This is a genomic window from Flavobacterium sp. LC2016-23 (assembly GCF_009674775.1).
Lineage (GTDB): Bacteria > Bacteroidota > Bacteroidia > Flavobacteriales > Flavobacteriaceae > Flavobacterium.
Window position 1 is genome coordinate 82,255 of the sequence record NZ_WKKE01000016.1, and the last position, 18,122, is coordinate 100,376.

The window sequence follows — 18,122 nt, forward strand, 5'->3', positions numbered from 1 at the left end:
ATAAAAACAATGAAATTAGCATTTAAATTTCTGTTTAATAAATTATAAAAACATCACCATAAAATTTATTAAAAAACTTAAAAAATATCTAAAGAAGCACGAGATTATTGTGTTTCGTTAACTACTTTTGGCGAAAAAACAAAAACCTTTTTATGAAAAAAATTTTACTTCTTACTTTATTCTTTTGTTACACCATTTCCAATGCACAAATATCATTTGAAAAAGGATATTTTATTTCAAATGACGGAAAAAGAACAGAATGCTATATCAAAAATTTAGACTGGAAAGACAATCCAACAAATTTTAAGTACAAAAAAGAGCTTACAGATTCAGAACCTGCAACAGAAAGCATTGCAACGATACAAGAATTCGGAATTGACAATCAAAGTACCTACAAAAGATTTAAGGTGAAAATAGACCGTTCAAGCAATGATTTGAAAAAAATATCGATGAACAGAAATCCGGACTGGAGAGAAGAAACCATCTTCTTAAAAGTACTCGTAGCAGGCGATGCCACACTGTACGGTTATACGGAAGGCAATACGAACCGCTATTTTTATTCGACAAAAACAATTCCGACAGAACAACTGATTTATGTCAAATTTATTCAGGCGGATAAAAACGAAGGAGCAGAAAGAATAAGTGAAAACAACGAATACAAACAACAGCTCTTCACAAATGTTAAATCTTCGGGTACAACCGAAAAAGACATTTTAAAGCTTAAATATAAAAAAGACGACCTTACCGATTATTTTTCTAAGTACAACAACATCACTCCTGGTTTAGCTGAAGAAAATAATACAAAAAGAACTAAAGGCCAATTTTTTATCAAAATAACACCAGGGGTAAGCATTGTTTCCGCTTCAATGAAAAATACTGCTGATTCCCGATTTACTATTGACCTCGACAAAAAAATGATTTTCAAAATTGGCGCAGAAGCCGAATACGTACTCCCTTATAACAAAAACAAATGGAGTGTTTTCGTTAATCCTGCCTATCAAAAGTACGAGGATGAAAAAGACTACAGTGTTTACAGTGGTTTTATATCAAATCCACAGAGTCCTTATCACGTAAAAATAAGTCATACTTCCATACAACTACCAATAGGAATAAGACATTATATGTTTTTAAACCAAAACTCGAAAATATTCATTAATGCTGCCTATTCCTTAGACGTAAGCAGTAAGACTGATTTAGTTTACACCAATAAGACCGACAACAATACCGTTAAATTTGATGGTAATCCTGGAAAAAACCTGGCATTTGGATTGGGATATAATTTCAAAAATAAGTTCTCAGCTGAGATGAGATTGAATACAAAAAAAGAATTAGTCAACTATGTCTATCAATCTGCAAAATACAGTTCAATAGATTTTATTTTTGGCTATACTATTTTTTAGTAAAACATTCACCACCTTAACTTTAAAGCACCGAGAGTAAATTAACAATTTATTTTCGGTGCTTTCTTTTTCTATGAGATAAATCAAGCAATGATAAAAATTCCATTACCAATTGATTTAGCAAAAATACTATCTTTACAAAATGGTATTAGTCACAGGAGGAACAGGTTTAGTCGGCTCGCATTTATTACTTCATTTAATTGAAAATGGAGAAACTGTCAGGGCTATTTACAGAAACCCAAACAACATTCAGAAAACCAGATTAGTTTTCGAATTGTACAAAAAAGAAGATTTATTTGCAAAAATTGAATGGGCGGAAGCCGATATCCTCGATGTTCCCTCTTTAGAAATTGCTTTTGACGGAATTGAATATGTTTACCACTGTGCTGCCTTCATTTCTCTCGATCCAAAGGACGAAGACAAATTAAGAAAAACCAACATTGAAGGAACGGCCAATATGGTTAATTTTTCTATCGCAAAACAAATAAAAAAATTCTGTTTTGTGAGTTCTATTGCTGCTTTAGGCGACTTAGCTTCCCATGAAACCATCATTACAGAAGAAACGGAATGGAATCCTGAAAAACCACATAGTGATTATGCCATTTCTAAATATGGCGCGGAAATGGAAGTCTGGAGAGGTCTGCAGGAAGGCTTAGAGGTAATTATTATAAATCCGGGGGTGATTTTAGGTCCCATTCCGAAAACAAAAACCTGTGACCAAGGAAGCGCTGAATTTTATGTAAAAGTAGCCAACGGGCTTTCCTTCTACACACTCGGCAGCACTGGCTTTATCAGCGTTAACGATGTTGTAAAAATTGCTTTTGAATTAATGAAAAGTGATATCAAAAACGAACGGTTTACACTTATTGCCGGCAATATAGTTTTTAGGGATATTCTAAACACAATTGCCGATACGCTGAAAGTAAAAAGACCACACATTCACGCTAAACCTTTTTTATTGAATCTCGCCTGGGTAGCCGATGGAATATTTTCGACTTTGTTCTTTCAGAAAAGAAGAATTACCAAAGCCACGGCAAAAGCTTCTTATTCTAAAAGTCTGTATTCTAATGAAAAAATAAAAACCGCTCTGGGAACGGTTTTTTCAGATGTACATCAGTATATAAAAGACGTTTCAAAATTATAAACGATTATTTCTGAATTGCCTTTTTCATTTGCATGGTCCTTCTGATAGAATCAACATTGACCTTCCTAAGTTTTGTTTGATCAGTTTTAGAATCCTGCCCTGATATTTTTTCTTTATTTTTCTTTTCTTTAGCTGCCTTCTTGTCATCGATTTTAGCTAATGAATCTGCTGCTCTCTGGTTTTTCTCCAATCGTTTGGCTATTTCATCAAACATATCTTTATAGTCATCATAATAAGCGGCATAATAAATATTACTTTGCGCAAACTGCAGACTGTCTACTTTGTATTTCTGCCAGACAAATCTCTTTTGACTTGTATCACTTGAATCTAAAGATAACGGATTCTGATATTTGATTGCTTCCAGTAGAGACAAATCATACATGATATCAATCATCTTTCCTCTCTCAATAAGTCCTTTGGGTTGTTTGACCAACTCTTTTTTACAGCTTACAGAAAAAAACAAAACCAATACAATCACTACAAAATTCTTCATCTGTCTTTTTTTATCTGTCGAACAATAATCTCTTTCCGTTGCGAATATCTTTCACCTTAAAGTTATTGTAAACCAATTCTCCGTTTACAAAAGTATGCGTGATTCTCGATCTGAAAGCAAAACCTTCAAATGGAGACCATCCACATTTGGATAAAATATTATCGGGATTAACACTCCATGGCAAACTTGGATTCACAATCACCAAATCAGCAAAATAACCTTCTCTTATAAAACCTCTTTTTTCGATTTTGAAAATCTTAGCCGGATTATGGCACATTTTTTCGACGATTTTTTCTATAGAAATTTTACCCTGATGATGTGCTTCAAACATCGCTACAACGGCATGCTGAACCAATGGCCCGCCGGATGGTGCTTTCAGGTACGATTGTTTTTTTTCTTCTTTTGTATGTGGAGCGTGGTCGGTAGCAATCACATCAATACGGCCATCATTTAAAGCTTCCCAAAGTACTTTTCTGTCGCTTGCCGTTTTTACGGCCGGATTCCATTTAATGAAATTTCCTTTCGTTTTGTAATCTTCATCGGTAAACCAAAGATGATGCACACAAACCTCAGCAGTAATCTTTTTATCTTCTAATGGAATTTTATTCGTAAACAACTCCATTTCTTTCGCAGTAGAAAGATGAAAAATATGGAGACGGGCCCCTGTTTTCTTGGCCAGCGCCACTGCTTTGGAAGACGAAATATAGCAAGCTTCCGTACTTCTGATTAAATGGTGTGCCGTTACAGGAACATCTTCACCATATTGCTCTTTAAACAGCGCCAGATTATTCTGAATAGTCGTTTCATCTTCACAATGAACGGCTATTAACATAGGTGTACTTGAAAATATTCTTTCTAAAGTAGCCTCGTTATCTACCAGCATATTTCCGGTTGAAGAACCCAAAAAGATTTTGATTCCGGCAACATTTCTTGGATTTGTTTTTAAAACTTCCTCCAGATTATCATTGGTCGCTCCCATCATAAACGAATAATTCGCAAATGATTTTACGGCTGCAATATGGTATTTATCTTCTAAGATTTCCTGAGTAACAGCATTAGGCACCGTATTAGGCTGCTCGATAAAAGAAGTGATTCCGCCGGCAACAGCCGCTCTGGATTCTGATTCAATATCGCCTTTGTGCGTTAATCCCGGTTCTCTGAAATGCACCTGATCATCAATAGCACCCGGAATTAGATAATTCCCTTCGGCATCAATCACTTTACAATCGGATGTTTTTAAACTGATACTATCTGAAATCTCAACAATTAAGTCATTTTCAATCAATACATCACCTTCAAAAATGGATCCTTCGTTTACAATTTTAGCATTCTTTATTAAAATTCTATTCATGACGGTAGCTTTTATAAGGTATTGAATAATTTTTTCAACCGGAGTGATATGACGCCCAGAATCGCTTCTTTGATAATAGCATTACTCATCTTCGAAACTCCTTTCGTACGGTCTGTAAAAATAATCGGAACCTCACTAATTTCAAATTTAGCGCAATAGGTCCTGTATTTCATTTCAATTTGAAAAGCGTAGCCTACAAATTTAATTTTATTGAGATTGATCTTCTCTAAAACTTCTCTTTTATAACAAACGAAACCTGCTGTGGCATCATGAATTTTCATTCCGGTAATGAATTTCACATAAACCGAAGCAAAGTACGACATCAAAACGCGGCTTAAGGGCCAGTTTACGACATTTACACCTGTTACATAACGCGATCCGATTGCTAAATCGGCGCCTCCGAAATGGCAGGCGTCAAATAATTTTTCGAGATCATTCGGGTTATGGGAAAAATCGGCGTCCATCTCAAAAATGAAATCGTATTTTCGTTCTAAAGCCCATTTAAAACCATGAACGTAAGCCGTTCCCAAACCTGATTTTTTAGCCCTTACTTCTAAAAATAATCTTTCCGGAAATTCTTCCTGCAGCGCAATCACCTTATTAGCAGTGTGATCCGGAGAATTATCATCAATTATTAAAAGATGAAAAGGTTTATGTTGAGAAAGTACGGCTCTGACTATACTTTCTATGTTTTCTATTTCGTTATAAGTGGGAATTATGACAATACAATCATTCATTTTGCTGGGTAATTTCACCGCAAAAGTAAACTTTTTATGGCATTTGATTCATAATAAATTTATAATAAAAGTATTGATACAAAAAATTACTAATTTTGCAATGTTATGATTGAACAACTTCATCCCCGTATTTTCGAAAACAAAGATTGGGCGACACTTTTATTTGTGGTGGCCTTTGGTCTTGTTGCCATTACTAAATCAGCATACGAAGCCCGGTTTAGCGAATTCAGCAAGCTTATTTTTTCAGATAAGTATGCTAAAATCTATCGGGACACCAGCAACCTGAAAGGCAGTTTCATTGTCGGTTTGTTTTTTGTACAGATTATTTCGTTTTCTTTTTTCATTCAGCTTACGATGCATATTTTTGGATATGCCTCAAAAACAGACTGGGTTTTATTCATTCAGATTGCTACATTTTTGCTTTATTTTATCCTTGCAAAATATTTAATCGAAAAAATTGTTGCCACTTCTTTCAATATTGAAGAATTTATAGACCTTCTTAACTTACAAAAAGCAACCTACCGAACCTATATTGGCGTTTTAATTCTTCCTTTTAATGCCATTTTATTTTATTACGACAATATTCCGAAAAGTGTACCGCTAGCAATCATCGGTGTTTCACTATGTATAAGTCTATTCTCATACTTTATTTCGATTAAAACGCATCAAAATATAATAATCAGTAAGTTATTTTATTTTATTTTATATCTTTGCGCTCTTGAAATAGCCCCTTATTATTTCATGTATTATTGGATTACAAAAGAGGCGGCTTAGTAAAAGTTTATAATATGAAAGTGAAAACAATTTTGGTGTCACAGCCTGAACCTAAAGTGGAAAATTCTCCTTACTTTGAGCTCCAACAAAAACACAAAATAAAAATTGATTTCAGACCATTTATTCATGTGGAGGGGGTTAACGCAAAAGAGATTAGATTGCAGAAAATCGATCTAAATCATTATACTGCGATTATTTTGACAAGCAGAAATGCGGTAGATCATTTTTTCAGAGTAGCCGATGAAATGCGCTATAAAGTACCTGAAGGATTGAAGTATTTTTGTCAATCGGAAGCCGTAGCATTTTACCTGCAGAAATATGTAGTGTACCGAAAGCGTAAAATTTATGTAGGCGCAAAAGATTTCGCAGATTTATCTCCATTAATTAAAAAATACAAAGACGAAAAGTTCTTACTTCCGGCTTCTGATCAGTTAAATGCAGATGCCCCTATTACTTTAAACAATCTTAAAGTAGACTGGACTCAGGCCATTTTTTACAAAACTGTAATGAGTGACTTATCGGATCTGGCAGATGTTTATTATGATGTCTTAGCCTTTTTTAGTCCAACCGGTATAAAATCTTTGTTTAAAAATTTCCCGGATTTCAAACAAAACGATACCCGAATTGCCGTTTTTGGAAGCACAACCCAAAAAGAAGCTTTAGATTACGGATTGAGAATTGATATTCTTGCTCCGACTCCTGAAACTCCTTCCATGACCATGGCTTTGGAAAAATACATTAGTGAAGCTAATAAAGGAAAATAAGCCTTTTAGAAAATAACAATATTTTAAATTCCAAATTCCAACTTTAATGTAGGGATTTGGAATTTTTATTTTAAAATCATTTAGAGTACTTTTGATTTCTATTCTAAACCAAATTACCAGAATTAGTTTCAAATATCAACTCTTATGAAAATCAACTCCCTTCTCATTGAAATTGACGGTATCGATAAGGAAATCCTTCGTTATTTAATGGATGACGCCCGAAAACCCATTTTACAAATTGCCAACAAAATAGGCATTTCCGGAGCTGCAATTCATCAGCGTTTGAAGAAACTGGAACAATCAGGTGTTATTTCAGGTTCGAAATTTACCGTAAACCCAAAAGTTTTAGGATACAACACGATGGCTTTTATCGGCGTTTACCTGGATAAAGCTTCCCGAAACTCTGAAGCTGTAAAAGATCTGAAAAAAATTCCCGAAGTTTTAGAATGTCACTATACAACCGGAAACTGGTCCGTGCTGATAAAAATTATCTGTCGCGATAACGAACATTTAATGCAGCTTTTAAATACTAAAATACAAGCCATCGAAGGCGTTTCCAGAACAGAAACCTTCATCTCGCTGGATCAGCAAATTGACAGGCAGATTCAGCTTTAGAATTAGAAAATGAGATAATTAGGAAATGAGATAATTTGATAATTCTAAAAATAACAAACCCGACACGTTTTAAAAACATGTCGGGTTTAAATTATCTAATTGACACATTATCTAATTAATTCCTCCTGCTTCCCGAATAAATCGAGATATAGTACAACAACGTGGCTATAGATCCTATCGCCGCTACAACATAAGTCCTTGCAGCCCATTTTAAAGCATCTTTTGCTCCTGCCTGTTCTTCCTGTGTGAGCATATGTTTATTTTCTAACCAAGCCAACGCTCTGTTGCTCGCATCGTACTCTACCGGTAAAGTAATAATGGTAAATAATGTTGTCGCTGCAAAAATCACGATTCCAACTAACAACAATTGCGGAAAAGTTCTAATCATTAAGATTCCTGCAAGCAAAATCCATTGTACGTAATTTGATGCAACGCTTACAATTGGCACTAATTTAGAACGCATTGTCAGCCATTCGTACCCTATCGAGTGCTGTACGGCATGACCGCATTCGTGCGCGGCAACTGCAGCTGCAGCCGCATTGCGATGATTATACACCGCCTCGCTTAAATTTACTGTTTTATCTGCCGGATTATAATGATCCGTTAGCTGTCCCGGAGTCGAAATCACACGAACGTCTGTAATTCCATTATCAGCGAGCATTTTTTCTGCAATTTCGGCACCGCTCATTCCGTTTCTCAATTGCAATTTAGAGTATAATTCGAATTTACTTTTTAGTTTTGAACTTACCATCCAGCTGAATAACATAATGGCTCCGGCAAGAATTAAATATCCACTTCCCATATCTTTATTTTTTTGATTGAATTTAAAGTTACAAAACAAACAGCAATTTCTGAACCAATTTAACATAATGCCAAAATGACATTTCGAGTCTGATAAAATTTCAGACTAACAGATTGCCATTCAAAAGAAAAGCCTTGTAAACAAATACAAAGCTTTCCATTTATAATTCTAATTGTTCATTGACCAATTCCAACTTCTCAATAAGACTATCAATTTTTTCTTTCTGTTTTTGAATTTGTTTTGGACGCAGGTAAAACCAGTTAAACCCTATCCACAACAAAGTGATTCCATACGTTAGCAACGCATACAAAACCGTCATTCTCGAAGCGTACTCGTACATATACAAACAAATCCCGGTCATAAGTAAAACAAAATACCAGCTCAAAATTGTAGACTGTATAAATTGCTGCCTTTTTCTAATCAAAATGAGCTGCTGCAAATATTCGTAATTGTCGCGGGTGGCATCGCTGTCTTTATAAATCCCCAATAATCTGTTATAAACACCCACATAAATTACCATAGCCAAAATTCCCAGAATGATTCCGATTTTAGTGGAAATAAATTCCGGCTGATAGTAATACCATACAAAAATCATAAAGGCGCTTGTTCCAGCAAGCAAAATATTAGTTTTCCAAATGGAACGTACACCTGCTCTTTTAAACTGTTTTACTCTTTCCTGTAAATCCACAATATCAGGCTGACTTATGATTTGCTTTTTCCATAAATCCTTAAAGTCAATATTATTATCCATTTTCTTTAAATTTTTGAGTCAGTTTTTCTTTTATTCGATGAATTTTAACTCTGATATTCGCTTCCGAAAGGCCGACAATTTTGGCAATTTCTGCCTGTTTTACCTCTTCCAGTTCCAGCGAAATAATGATACGTTCCATTTCCGGAAGTCCGGCAATACATTGATACAGAAACTGAATCTGCGGCTCTACTGAATAGTTTTGCTCTTCTGTAATATGGGACGGAAGTTCTGATTTTGGAAAACGCTTTTCTTTTTCGATCTGTCTCAGGCAATTATTGGATGCTATTCTGAATATCCACGTTCCAATACTTGATTCGTTCCTGAACGTATCCAGTTTTTGCCACACGATAATAAAAGTTTCCTGAGCCAGGTCCTGGGCAACATCACGATCATTGACAAAACCCATACAAAGTCTGAATATCCGCTCCCAATAGGTTTTGTAGATATTTTCAAACTCCATTATTTAACTTTTATAAAGTTATTCAGATGTTTAAAATAAAAGTCTTTGTCGTCATACATAATAAAATGTAATCCTTTGGTCGCGTATTGAAGGTTGGCCGGCTTTAATTTTTTATACTGATCTTCGATGGCAGGTTTAAGATTAACAAAATAAGATTCCAGCAAGACTAATGTCGGACATTTTACAGTCGCAATTTTATCCCTTAAATCGGTATTGGAAAAATCACAATACATTTCGCCAAACGTTTTTCGGTCTGATTTGGTGCTCCAGCCTAACAATAATTCGTGCTTTGTGGCATCTGCTGTCAGCTTGGGAAGGTATTTTTTTTGATTGTCATAAAACTCCTGATCGGTCAGGCTCATCATTGCAGCAACCATAGGCGTGCAGTCATTATTTTCTTTTGCTTTAAAAGAAGCATCCATCAACGCAGCCAGACAAGGAACCGCATCTACCACAACAATTCGATCTGCCAAATCCGGATAATCAGCAGCAATGGCCATGGCCAGTCCGCCGCCCATGCTATGCCCGATTATAATTGGTTTCACGATTTTATGGTCATTAATATAAGAGACAATTGCCTCTTCCCAATTTTTAAAAGAAGCATTGGCTTGCGGTGGTACTCCGGCAAAACCAGCCATTGTTAAGGTGTAACAGGTAAAACTTTTTTCGAAATTGGCTTTTGTATCATTCCAGACTTCTCCTGACGATGCAAAACCAGGAATGAACAAAATAGATTGTTTTCCTTTTCCTGATTTAATAACCTCAAACGGATATGATTTTGTTTGCGCAAAAACATTGAAACACAGGGCTGAAAACAATAATGCGACCACTAAGAAGATTTGCTTTTTCATTTTTGATAATTTTAAATTGTTACTGAATCAAATTCGCCTTTTGGATACCGGAAGAATTAAAATGTTACAAACTTCAACTCTTTTTTTTCAATTAAGTGCGTAAATATATAGTGCGTCTTTCAAATACGATGAGTTCCTGCCTACAATTAAACATAGATTTAACAAATAGTCCATAAGGCCGGAGCATTCGCAGTGTAAAAATTTTAAACAAAAAAAAATCCAAATCCCAACAAGAATTGGAATCTGGATCTTTTTATTTGAAAATTATTCGGTTATCCTACTAAATTGATAATTTTCCCGGGAACGATAATCACTTTATTCGGTGTTTTTCCATCTAACTGACGTAAAGTCCTTTCGTCTTTCATAATAATTTCTTCGATTTGAGCCGCGGTTAAATCCAAAGGCAATTCAATGGTGAAACGCATTTTTCCGTTGAAAGAAACCGGATATTCCTTGCTGCTTTCTACCAGATGTTTTGCTTCGAAAACAGGGAATGCAACAGTAGAAATACTGGTGTTATGTCCTAACAAACTCCATAATTCCTCTGCAATATGCGGTGCATAAGAAGAAATCACAATAGCCAGAGGTTCTAAAATGGCACGGGAATGACAGTTTTGAGCTGACAATTCATTCACACAGATCATAAACTGGCTTACAGAAGTATTAAAAGAGAAATTCTCAATATCTTCCGCCACTTTTTTGATGGTTTTGTGTAATGATTTTAAGTTGTCTTTTGTAGGCTCTTCGTTGTTTACGATTAAACCGTTATTCTCATCCACATACAAACGCCACAATTTTTTCAGGAACCCAAAAACTCCGGAGATTCCGGCGGTATTCCAGGGTTTTGCCTGTTCTAATGGACCTAAAAACATTTCGTACAAACGCAGGGTATCGGCTCCGTATTCGTTACAAATATCATCCGGAGTTACTACGTTGTATTTTGATTTGGACATTTTTTCGACTTCACGTCCAACTATATATTTTACGTTATCATCAGTAATAAATTCTGCATCGGCGTAATCTTCTCTCCAGGCTTTGAATTTTTCAATATCAAGTTCATCAGAAGAATTCACCATTGATACATCAGCATGAATGGGTTGTACTTTATGATCCCCGATTTTATTCTTAGAAATAAAACTATTCGTTCCTTCAATTCTGTACACAAACGCGCTAGTCCCCAAAATCATTCCCTGATTGATCAGTTTTTTAAAGGGTTCTTCGGTTGGGGCAAAACCTTTGTCTTTTAAGAATTTATTCCAGAAACGGGAATACAATAAGTGTCCGGTGGCGTGTTCGCTTCCGCCGATATATAAATCGACACTTTCCCAATAGGCTAACGCTTCTTTACTTGCAAATTCGTTTTCGTTATGCGCATCCATATAACGCATCCAGTACCAGGAACTTCCTGCCCAGCCCGGCATGGTGTTCAGTTCCAGAGGAAAAATTATTACATGATCTACAAGATCGGTATTGACCACTTTGTTTTGTTTGGTATCCCATGCCCAGACTGCTGCATTTCCCAAAGGAGGCAAACCGTCTTCGGTTGGCAAATATTTTTCTACTTCCGGCAAAATAATTGGCAAATGTTGCGTATCAATCATTTTTGGAATACCATTTATATAATAAACCGGGAAAGGTTCTCCCCAGTAACGCTGACGTGAAAATACCGCATCGCGCAAACGGTAATTGGTTTTTCCGGTTCCTTGTCCGATTTTCTCTAATTCCTGAATAACGGTTTGAGTTGCCGTTTTATAGTTTAATCCGTTTAAGAAATCAGAATTGGCAATCTCCACATTCTCTTTAGAACCATAAGCTGCTTCAGAAATATCAACATTGGCAAAGATATTTTTGATTTCCGGCATTCCGTTTTGACCCTTAAAGAAATTAGCAAAAGCATAATCTCTTTCGTCTCCGCAAGGAACCGCCATAACAGCACCTGTCCCGTAACCTGCCAAAACATAATCCCCAATCCAGACCGGAATTGGTTCTTTGGTAAAAGGATGTTCGGCATACGCTCCGGTAAATACCCCTGAAATTGTTTTTACATCGGCCATACGTTCCCGCTCTGAACGTTTTGCTGTTTTTTCGATATACGCTTCTACAGCTGCTTTTTGTTCCGGAGTTGTAATTTTAGCGACCAAATCGTGTTCCGGCGCCAAAGTCATAAAAGTAACGCCAAAAATTGTATCGGGACGGGTTGTGAATACCTCTATGAACTGCCCTTCAACTTCGCTCAGGGTGGCATTCGAAGAAATAACATTAAACTTTACTAATGCGCCTACCGATTTCCCAATCCAGTTTCTTTGTGATTCTTTAATAGATTCACTCCAGTCAATATCATTAAGGCCTTGCAGCAAACGTTCTGCATAAGCAGAAATACGCATGCTCCATTGTGTCATTTTTTTACGAATCACAGGGTAACCGCCACGTTCCGAAACACCGTTTACGATTTCATCATTTGCCAAAACAGTTCCTAAACCGGGACACCAGTTTACTTCTGTTTCTGCCAGATATGTCATTCTGTATTGCAACAGGATTTTTTCCTTTTGCTCATCCGAATAGGAATTCCATTCTTCTGCTGTAAAAACCGCAACATTATCATCACAGACTGCTTCAACCAAAATATTTCCTTCCTCGACAAAAACATCAACTAAAGTTTCAATATTAAAAGCTTTTCCTTGTTTCTTGCAGTACCAGGAATTAAACAACTGGATAAAAATCCATTGTGTATGTTTGTAATAATCAGGATTTGAAGTACGTACTTCACGGCTCCAGTCAAATGAAAATCCGATTTTATCCAATTGTTTTCGGTAGCCGGCAATTTCTTTTCCTTCTTTATCAGTTCCTCCGTCAATATTTACACGAGTAGTATCTTCAGGACGCTGTCCCGTTTGAATCGCATATTGTTCTGCCGGCAATCCGAAACTGTCGTAACCCATTGGATGCAAAACATTGAAACCCTGATGTCTTTTGAAACGGGAATACACATCTGAAGCAATGTATCCCAGCGGATGCCCAACATGTAATCCCGCACCTGACGGATACGGGAACATGTCCAGTACGTAGTGTTTTGGTTTTTCAGAATTGTTTTCGGCTGCAAAAGTTTGATGATCTGCCCAATATTTTTGCCATTTGGCTTCTATTTCGTTTGGATTGTATTTCATTTTTTTAAAGGTACAAAGTTGCAAAGTGACAAAGGTTCTAAGGTTTATCACTTTAGTGAATTCAGCGCAAATTTACATTTATTACAGATTGTACCAAAGCTATTTCGTTGGCAAACAAATAAAATAATGAAATACCTGTTCAAATTAACTAAAAACAACCGTATTGACTCGAAAGTATTGAAATTCATAAAGTGAAATAGGTGTTTGTGTTTTTAACCGCAAGGCACGCTAAGATTTTAACTTTAAGTACCCCGCTCATAAAACGCAAGGGTCGCAAAGCTTTATCTACATACAACTTTGCGAACCCTGCGAAAACCTTAGCGTGCCTTGCGGTTAAACATGTGCTTACAAAATGCAAAGTCCACAAGGCTTTATTTAAATAAAACTTTGCGAACCCTGCGAACTTTGCGGTTAAACATGTATGCTGGCTAAAAAATATTGAAGTATATGAAGTGAAATAAGTGTTGGTGTTTTTAACCGCAAGGCAAGCTACCTTTTTTTATAAGTACCGCGTTCATAAAACGCAAAGTTCACAAGGCTTTATTTAAATAAAACTTTGCGACCCCTGCGAAACCTTAGCGAACTTTGCGGTTAAATTCACTAATCTGTGGCGTTTCTCCTTTAACTTTGCAAACCTTACGAAAGTCTTAGCGAACTTTGCAGTTAAATTACCTTTACTATTCAGTATCAAATTGTACATTTATAGATAAAAGTTCGTTATTAACTTTAAATAAAGAAATTCTTTATTATTTTTACCACATAATTTAAGCAAACTATGAGTTCTAACTTTGATAAATTTCAAAAGCGCAGGTTAATTTCCTCTTATTTTTCGGTTGTATTAAGTGTTTTTCTGGTGCTATTCCTTTTAGGAGTACTGGGATTATTCATTATAAATTCTAAAAAACTGGCTGATGATTTTAAAGAAAAAATCGCTATGACGGTTTTCTTTAAAAACGAAGCCAATGACAGTGTTATAAAGGCTTTCAATACCGAATTAAAAAGAGCTCCTTTTGCGAGATCTTTTGTTTATGTTAGCAAAGAAAAAGCAGCTAAGGAACACACCGATATTATCGGAGAAGACTTCCTGACCTTCCTGGGAGAGAATCCTTTACTAAACTCTTATGACATTCACTTAAAAGCGGATTATGTTGAAAGAGACAGTATTTTACAAATTGAAAGCAATTTACGTAAAAACGCTATGATTTCAGATATTGTTTATGACAAACAATTGGTAAATCTGGTAAATGACAACATCAAGAAAGTCAGTATGTGGATTCTTATTATCAGTGGGTTTTTAACAGTAATAGCCGTTTTGCTGATCAATAGTTCACTACGTTTATCGATACATTCTAATCGTTTTATCATCAAAACCATGCAAATGGTGGGTGCTACAAAATCGTTTATCCGTAAACCATTCGTAACACGAAGTGTAAAACTGGGACTGCTAGGTGCAGGACTGGCTATAATTGCTCTTATTGCACTTTTACTTTACGTAGAAACCAATTTCCCGGGATTAGGTATTTTAGAAGACAAACTCTTAATCGCATTGGTATTACTGGCCGTTTTAGGATTAGGAATTCTGATTACCTGGTTAAGCACACACTTTGCAACACAGCGTTTCCTGAATTTAAGAACGGACGATCTTTATTAATTTTAGATTTTGATCGCAGATTTTAGATTTTCGTAATACTAAATATAACCTCCGACTTCGCTCAGGGTAACAAAAAAATAACAATGAAAAATAATAACGAAGAACCAAAACAACAATTCCTTTTTGACAGCATCAACTACAAAATCCTTTTAATAGGAATTGCGGTTATTGCTTTAGGGTTCATTTTAATGTCAGGTGGCGGAAGTGATAATCCGAATGTTTTCAACGAGGATGTTTTTAGCTTCAGACGCATCCGATTAGCGCCTACCACCGTTTTAATTGGTTTCGGAATCACGATTTATTCTATATTCAAAAAATCCAAATAGACTACTTAGATTGTTAGAATTTTCGATTGGTTAGATTCTTTCCAAAAAAATATGACAAATCTAAAAATCCAAAAGTCTAAAAATCCAATAATCTAAATAAATGAATACATTACAAGCTATTATCCTTGCCATTATTGAAGGAATTACAGAATTTTTACCTGTTTCTTCAACTGGTCACATGATTATTGCCTCTTCTTTTTTTGGAATTGCCCACGACGATTTTACTAAACTTTTCACGATTGTGATCCAGCTGGGTGCCATACTTTCTGTAGTTGTTTTGTATTTCAGACGTTTCTTTCAGACGCTTGATTTTTACTTTAAGCTTTTAGTAGCTTTTATTCCGGCTGTCGTTTTGGGATTATTGCTAAGTGATTTTATAGACGGGTTATTAGAAAATCCGGTTACAGTAGCGGTTTCCCTTTTGATTGGCGGTTTAATTTTATTGAAAGTGGATGACTGGTTCAGCAAACCGGACACAGCCGAAACTTCTCAGGAGATTAGTTATTTGCAGGCTTTTAAAATCGGATTATTTCAGTGTATTGCCATGATTCCGGGAGTTTCAAGAAGTGGTGCCAGTATCGTTGGCGGGATGTCCCAAAAACTTTCCAGAACTACTGCGGCTGAATTCTCCTTCTTTCTGGCCGTTCCGACCATGTTGGGTGCAACGGTAAAAAAATGTTACGATTATTATAAAGACGGATTCGTACTATCACACGACCAAATCAACTTTTTGATTATTGGAAATGTTGTTGCTTTTATTGTAGCCCTTTTGGCTATAAAAACTTTCATCGGATTTCTGACTAAAAACGGATTCAAAGTTTTTGGTTATTACCGGATACTTGCAGGGATCATTTTATTAGTGATTCACTTTTTCATTCACCCGCTTACCATCTTATAATAATGACGCCTGAAGAATATTTAAACGGACAAGTTTTACTGATAGACAAACCACTAAAATGGAGTTCGTTTCAAGCAGTCAACAAATTAAAGTATCTTTTAATTAATAAAGTCGGACTTCCCAAGAAGTTCAAAATTGGTCATGCGGGAACTTTAGATCCTTTAGCAACCGGTTTATTACTGATCTGTACCGGAAAATTCACCAAAAGAATTTCGGAGTTACAGGGTCAGGCAAAAGAATATACCGGCACTTTTTATATTGGTGCTACTACTCCATCTTATGATTTAGAGACGGAAATCGACGAAACATTCCCAACGGAACATATCGATGAAGCTTTAATTCATGAAACCGTAAAACAATTTCTGGGAGAAATCGATCAGAAACCGCCCATTTTTTCGGCCATTAAAAAAGACGGTGTCCGCCTGTACGAGCATGCCCGTGCCGGAGAGACTGTTGAAATTGCCAGCAGAAAAACCACCATTCACGAATTTGAAATTACGAGGATTGCATTACCTGAAATTGACTTCAGAGTCGTTTGCAGTAAAGGAACTTATATTCGCTCTTTGGCCTTTGATTTTGGAAAAGCCATGAATTCAGGTTCACACTTAACGGTTTTGCGCCGGACTAAAATTGGTGATTACGATGTAAAAAATGCAGTTGACATTACTTTGTTTGAGCAAAGCTTCCAATAAAGAATAATTCGCATTTCACTTTTATTTTTTATAATACAGCGTTACCAATAATTTTTGGCATTTCTGTGATTAGTTTTAAGAGTTGTTCTTTAAAGCAAAGCAATCTTACTGAAACCGACAATAAATAAGCACATTACACAATGGGGTATTGTAATGTGCCAGCTCCTAAGTAATGTTACTTCATACTTGTTTTCCTCTGATTAATAGTGGGAAACGCTTTTCCCTCCAAACAAGAATGATGAAAAATAGTCGTAAAACCTTTCGAATAACTTTTTCATAATAGTGTAGTTTTTAATAGTTAAAGATTAAATAAACACCAATAAAAAGAGTAAATCAAAAAGTAAATAATAGAAGTGGGATTATTTTACTAAGATACAAAATCGTATATAATAAAAAAATATTTTAGCATATTTTTCACACTAAAACACTTCCCTTCAGCAAATTACCAGATTTAAAAGGGCCTGAAAAGATTTTATTCTTATAAAATTACAATGGATTATATTTAATATTCTCCATGATTTCAAGCAATTCTTCCTGAACCGAAACCCCTTTATCTGCGAGATACCACAATTGCAAATCGGTTTTGATTTTATCGTCAATTACTCCAAATTCTTTTTTATAATCGGACATTAGTTGGGTTGCCCCTTTTGGTCTTGGTCCCCAATCGGCACGGACAATTCCGGCTTCTTTGCAAATAACGATCACTTTAGGAATAGCCCTTCCGCCATTTGTTAAATATTGACTCATTAATTCATCGTTTGCATCACGCAAAACAATTCGCAGGTCCACTTTTTTATCAGAAGCCTGGGCCATTTTATTGATAATCGGAAGTATTTGTGCCGCATCACCGCACCAGCCTTCGGAAATTACGAGCCAGATATAATGGTTTTCCAGTTTTTGCAGCTTATCGATGGCATCTTCAGTAATTTTTATGGTTTTCTCGAGACGATTCATTCGGGCTTCGTTCAGGCTGGTGTAATGCGTGAGGCTTTCGGACTGCACATCACCCGTAGATTTTCCTTCGGACAATAAATCGGTCACTAATTTTCGATATTCAGCATAAGAGTAACTGTTGAATAATGCTTTGGCTACAATACTTTTCATATTTGATTGGTTTAGGATTTCATAAAAATACAAATTTTAGAAAGACGCGGGAGTGACTTTTGTCATATTTCATATTCAAGGAGAAATGAATCTAAAAAAGCATGCTGAATTAAATCACAGAGATCAAAAATTATTTTTCTAAACA

The 18,122-nt window shown here is 35.8% G+C and carries 18 protein-coding genes; 9 read left to right on the top strand and 9 right to left on the bottom strand.

Annotation, left to right across the window (positions count from 1 at the left end; translation table 11 throughout):
- The first annotated feature begins 152 nt into the window (after positions 1-152).
- Together GJU43_RS14630 and GJU43_RS14635 are read left to right on the top strand one after the other, a co-directional pair.
- The gene (locus tag GJU43_RS14630; protein WP_154341502.1) at positions 153-1,400 is read left to right on the top strand and encodes a tRNA modification GTPase; all 1,248 of its coding nucleotides are present in this window, start codon (positions 153-155) and stop codon (positions 1,398-1,400) included.
- A gap of 142 nt (positions 1,401-1,542) precedes the next feature.
- Complete coding sequence (locus GJU43_RS14635; protein ID WP_154341503.1) at positions 1,543-2,544, top strand: NAD-dependent epimerase/dehydratase family protein; 1,002 nt, start codon at positions 1,543-1,545, stop codon at positions 2,542-2,544.
- Positions 2,545-2,548: 4 nt separating this feature from the next.
- Here GJU43_RS14635 and GJU43_RS14640 read toward each other — a convergent pair whose 3' ends face one another.
- The 3 genes from GJU43_RS14640 to GJU43_RS14650 are packed head-to-tail and all read right to left on the bottom strand — an operon-like array spanning position 2,549 to position 5,125.
- Complete coding sequence (locus GJU43_RS14640; protein WP_154341504.1) at positions 2,549-3,037, bottom strand: DUF4296 domain-containing protein; 489 nt, start codon at positions 3,035-3,037, stop codon at positions 2,549-2,551.
- A gap of 10 nt (positions 3,038-3,047) precedes the next feature.
- The gene (locus GJU43_RS14645) at positions 3,048-4,388 is read right to left on the bottom strand and encodes a dihydroorotase (protein WP_154341505.1); all 1,341 of its coding nucleotides are present in this window, start codon (positions 4,386-4,388) and stop codon (positions 3,048-3,050) included.
- Between the two features lie 11 nt (positions 4,389-4,399).
- A complete protein-coding gene (locus GJU43_RS14650) occupies positions 4,400-5,125 on the bottom strand; it encodes a polyprenol monophosphomannose synthase (protein WP_154341506.1) in 726 nt (241 codons plus the stop codon).
- Positions 5,126-5,230: 105 nt separating this feature from the next.
- Here GJU43_RS14650 and GJU43_RS14655 point away from each other — a divergent pair, with 105 nt between their 5' ends.
- The 3 genes from GJU43_RS14655 (at position 5,231) to GJU43_RS14665 (ending at position 7,278) form a co-directional block, all read left to right on the top strand.
- Positions 5,231-5,899: a DUF4271 domain-containing protein gene (locus GJU43_RS14655; protein WP_154341507.1), complete on the top strand. Its 669-nt coding sequence runs from the start codon at positions 5,231-5,233 to the stop codon at positions 5,897-5,899.
- Positions 5,900-5,913: 14 nt separating this feature from the next.
- Entirely contained in the window at positions 5,914-6,663 is a 750-nt protein-coding gene (locus GJU43_RS14660) for a uroporphyrinogen-III synthase (RefSeq protein WP_127340493.1), read from the top strand.
- 144 nt (positions 6,664-6,807) lie between these two features.
- Positions 6,808-7,278, top strand: coding sequence for an Lrp/AsnC family transcriptional regulator (locus GJU43_RS14665; RefSeq protein ID WP_007811264.1), 471 nt, complete (start codon positions 6,808-6,810; stop codon positions 7,276-7,278).
- Positions 7,279-7,393: 115 nt separating this feature from the next.
- Here GJU43_RS14665 and GJU43_RS14670 read toward each other — a convergent pair whose 3' ends face one another.
- The 5 genes from GJU43_RS14670 to leuS form a co-directional block, all read right to left on the bottom strand.
- On the bottom strand, positions 7,394-8,080 hold the full coding sequence (locus GJU43_RS14670) for a zinc metallopeptidase (protein ID WP_154341508.1): 687 nt from the start codon (positions 8,078-8,080) through the stop codon (positions 7,394-7,396).
- Between the two features lie 160 nt (positions 8,081-8,240).
- Complete coding sequence (locus GJU43_RS14675) at positions 8,241-8,831, bottom strand: hypothetical protein (RefSeq protein WP_154341509.1); 591 nt, start codon at positions 8,829-8,831, stop codon at positions 8,241-8,243.
- Positions 8,824-9,291: an RNA polymerase sigma factor gene (locus tag GJU43_RS14680; RefSeq protein ID WP_154341510.1), complete on the bottom strand. Its 468-nt coding sequence runs from the start codon at positions 9,289-9,291 to the stop codon at positions 8,824-8,826. Before GJU43_RS14680 ends, GJU43_RS14675 begins: the two co-directional genes overlap by 8 nt.
- A complete protein-coding gene (locus GJU43_RS14685) occupies positions 9,291-10,142 on the bottom strand; it encodes an alpha/beta fold hydrolase (protein WP_154341511.1) in 852 nt (283 codons plus the stop codon). Before GJU43_RS14685 ends, GJU43_RS14680 begins: the two co-directional genes overlap by 1 nt.
- 272 nt (positions 10,143-10,414) lie before the next feature.
- Positions 10,415-13,306, bottom strand: a complete 2,892-nt coding sequence (gene leuS, locus GJU43_RS14690; RefSeq protein WP_154341512.1) for a leucine--tRNA ligase — start codon at positions 13,304-13,306, stop codon at positions 10,415-10,417.
- Positions 13,307-14,081: 775 nt separating this feature from the next.
- On the opposite strand from leuS, the gene GJU43_RS14695 reads away from it, so the two are divergent.
- The 4 genes from GJU43_RS14695 (at position 14,082) to truB (ending at position 16,873) form a co-directional block, all read left to right on the top strand.
- The gene (locus GJU43_RS14695) at positions 14,082-14,957 is read left to right on the top strand and encodes an ABC transporter permease (RefSeq protein WP_154341513.1); all 876 of its coding nucleotides are present in this window, start codon (positions 14,082-14,084) and stop codon (positions 14,955-14,957) included.
- Positions 14,958-15,040: 83 nt separating this feature from the next.
- Positions 15,041-15,283, top strand: coding sequence for a DUF3098 domain-containing protein (locus tag GJU43_RS14700; RefSeq protein ID WP_154341514.1), 243 nt, complete (start codon positions 15,041-15,043; stop codon positions 15,281-15,283).
- A gap of 100 nt (positions 15,284-15,383) precedes the next feature.
- The gene (locus GJU43_RS14705) at positions 15,384-16,181 is read left to right on the top strand and encodes an undecaprenyl-diphosphate phosphatase (RefSeq protein WP_154341515.1); all 798 of its coding nucleotides are present in this window, start codon (positions 15,384-15,386) and stop codon (positions 16,179-16,181) included.
- A 2-nt stretch (positions 16,182-16,183) separates the two neighbouring features.
- Entirely contained in the window at positions 16,184-16,873 is a 690-nt protein-coding gene (truB, locus tag GJU43_RS14710; protein ID WP_154341516.1) for a tRNA pseudouridine(55) synthase TruB, read from the top strand.
- A gap of 486 nt (positions 16,874-17,359) precedes the next feature.
- Here truB and GJU43_RS14715 read toward each other — a convergent pair whose 3' ends face one another.
- Positions 17,360-17,977 (bottom strand): thioredoxin family protein, encoded by a 618-nt coding sequence (locus GJU43_RS14715; protein ID WP_154341517.1) that lies wholly within the window; start codon positions 17,975-17,977, stop codon positions 17,360-17,362.
- Positions 17,978-18,122 lie beyond the last annotated feature (145 nt).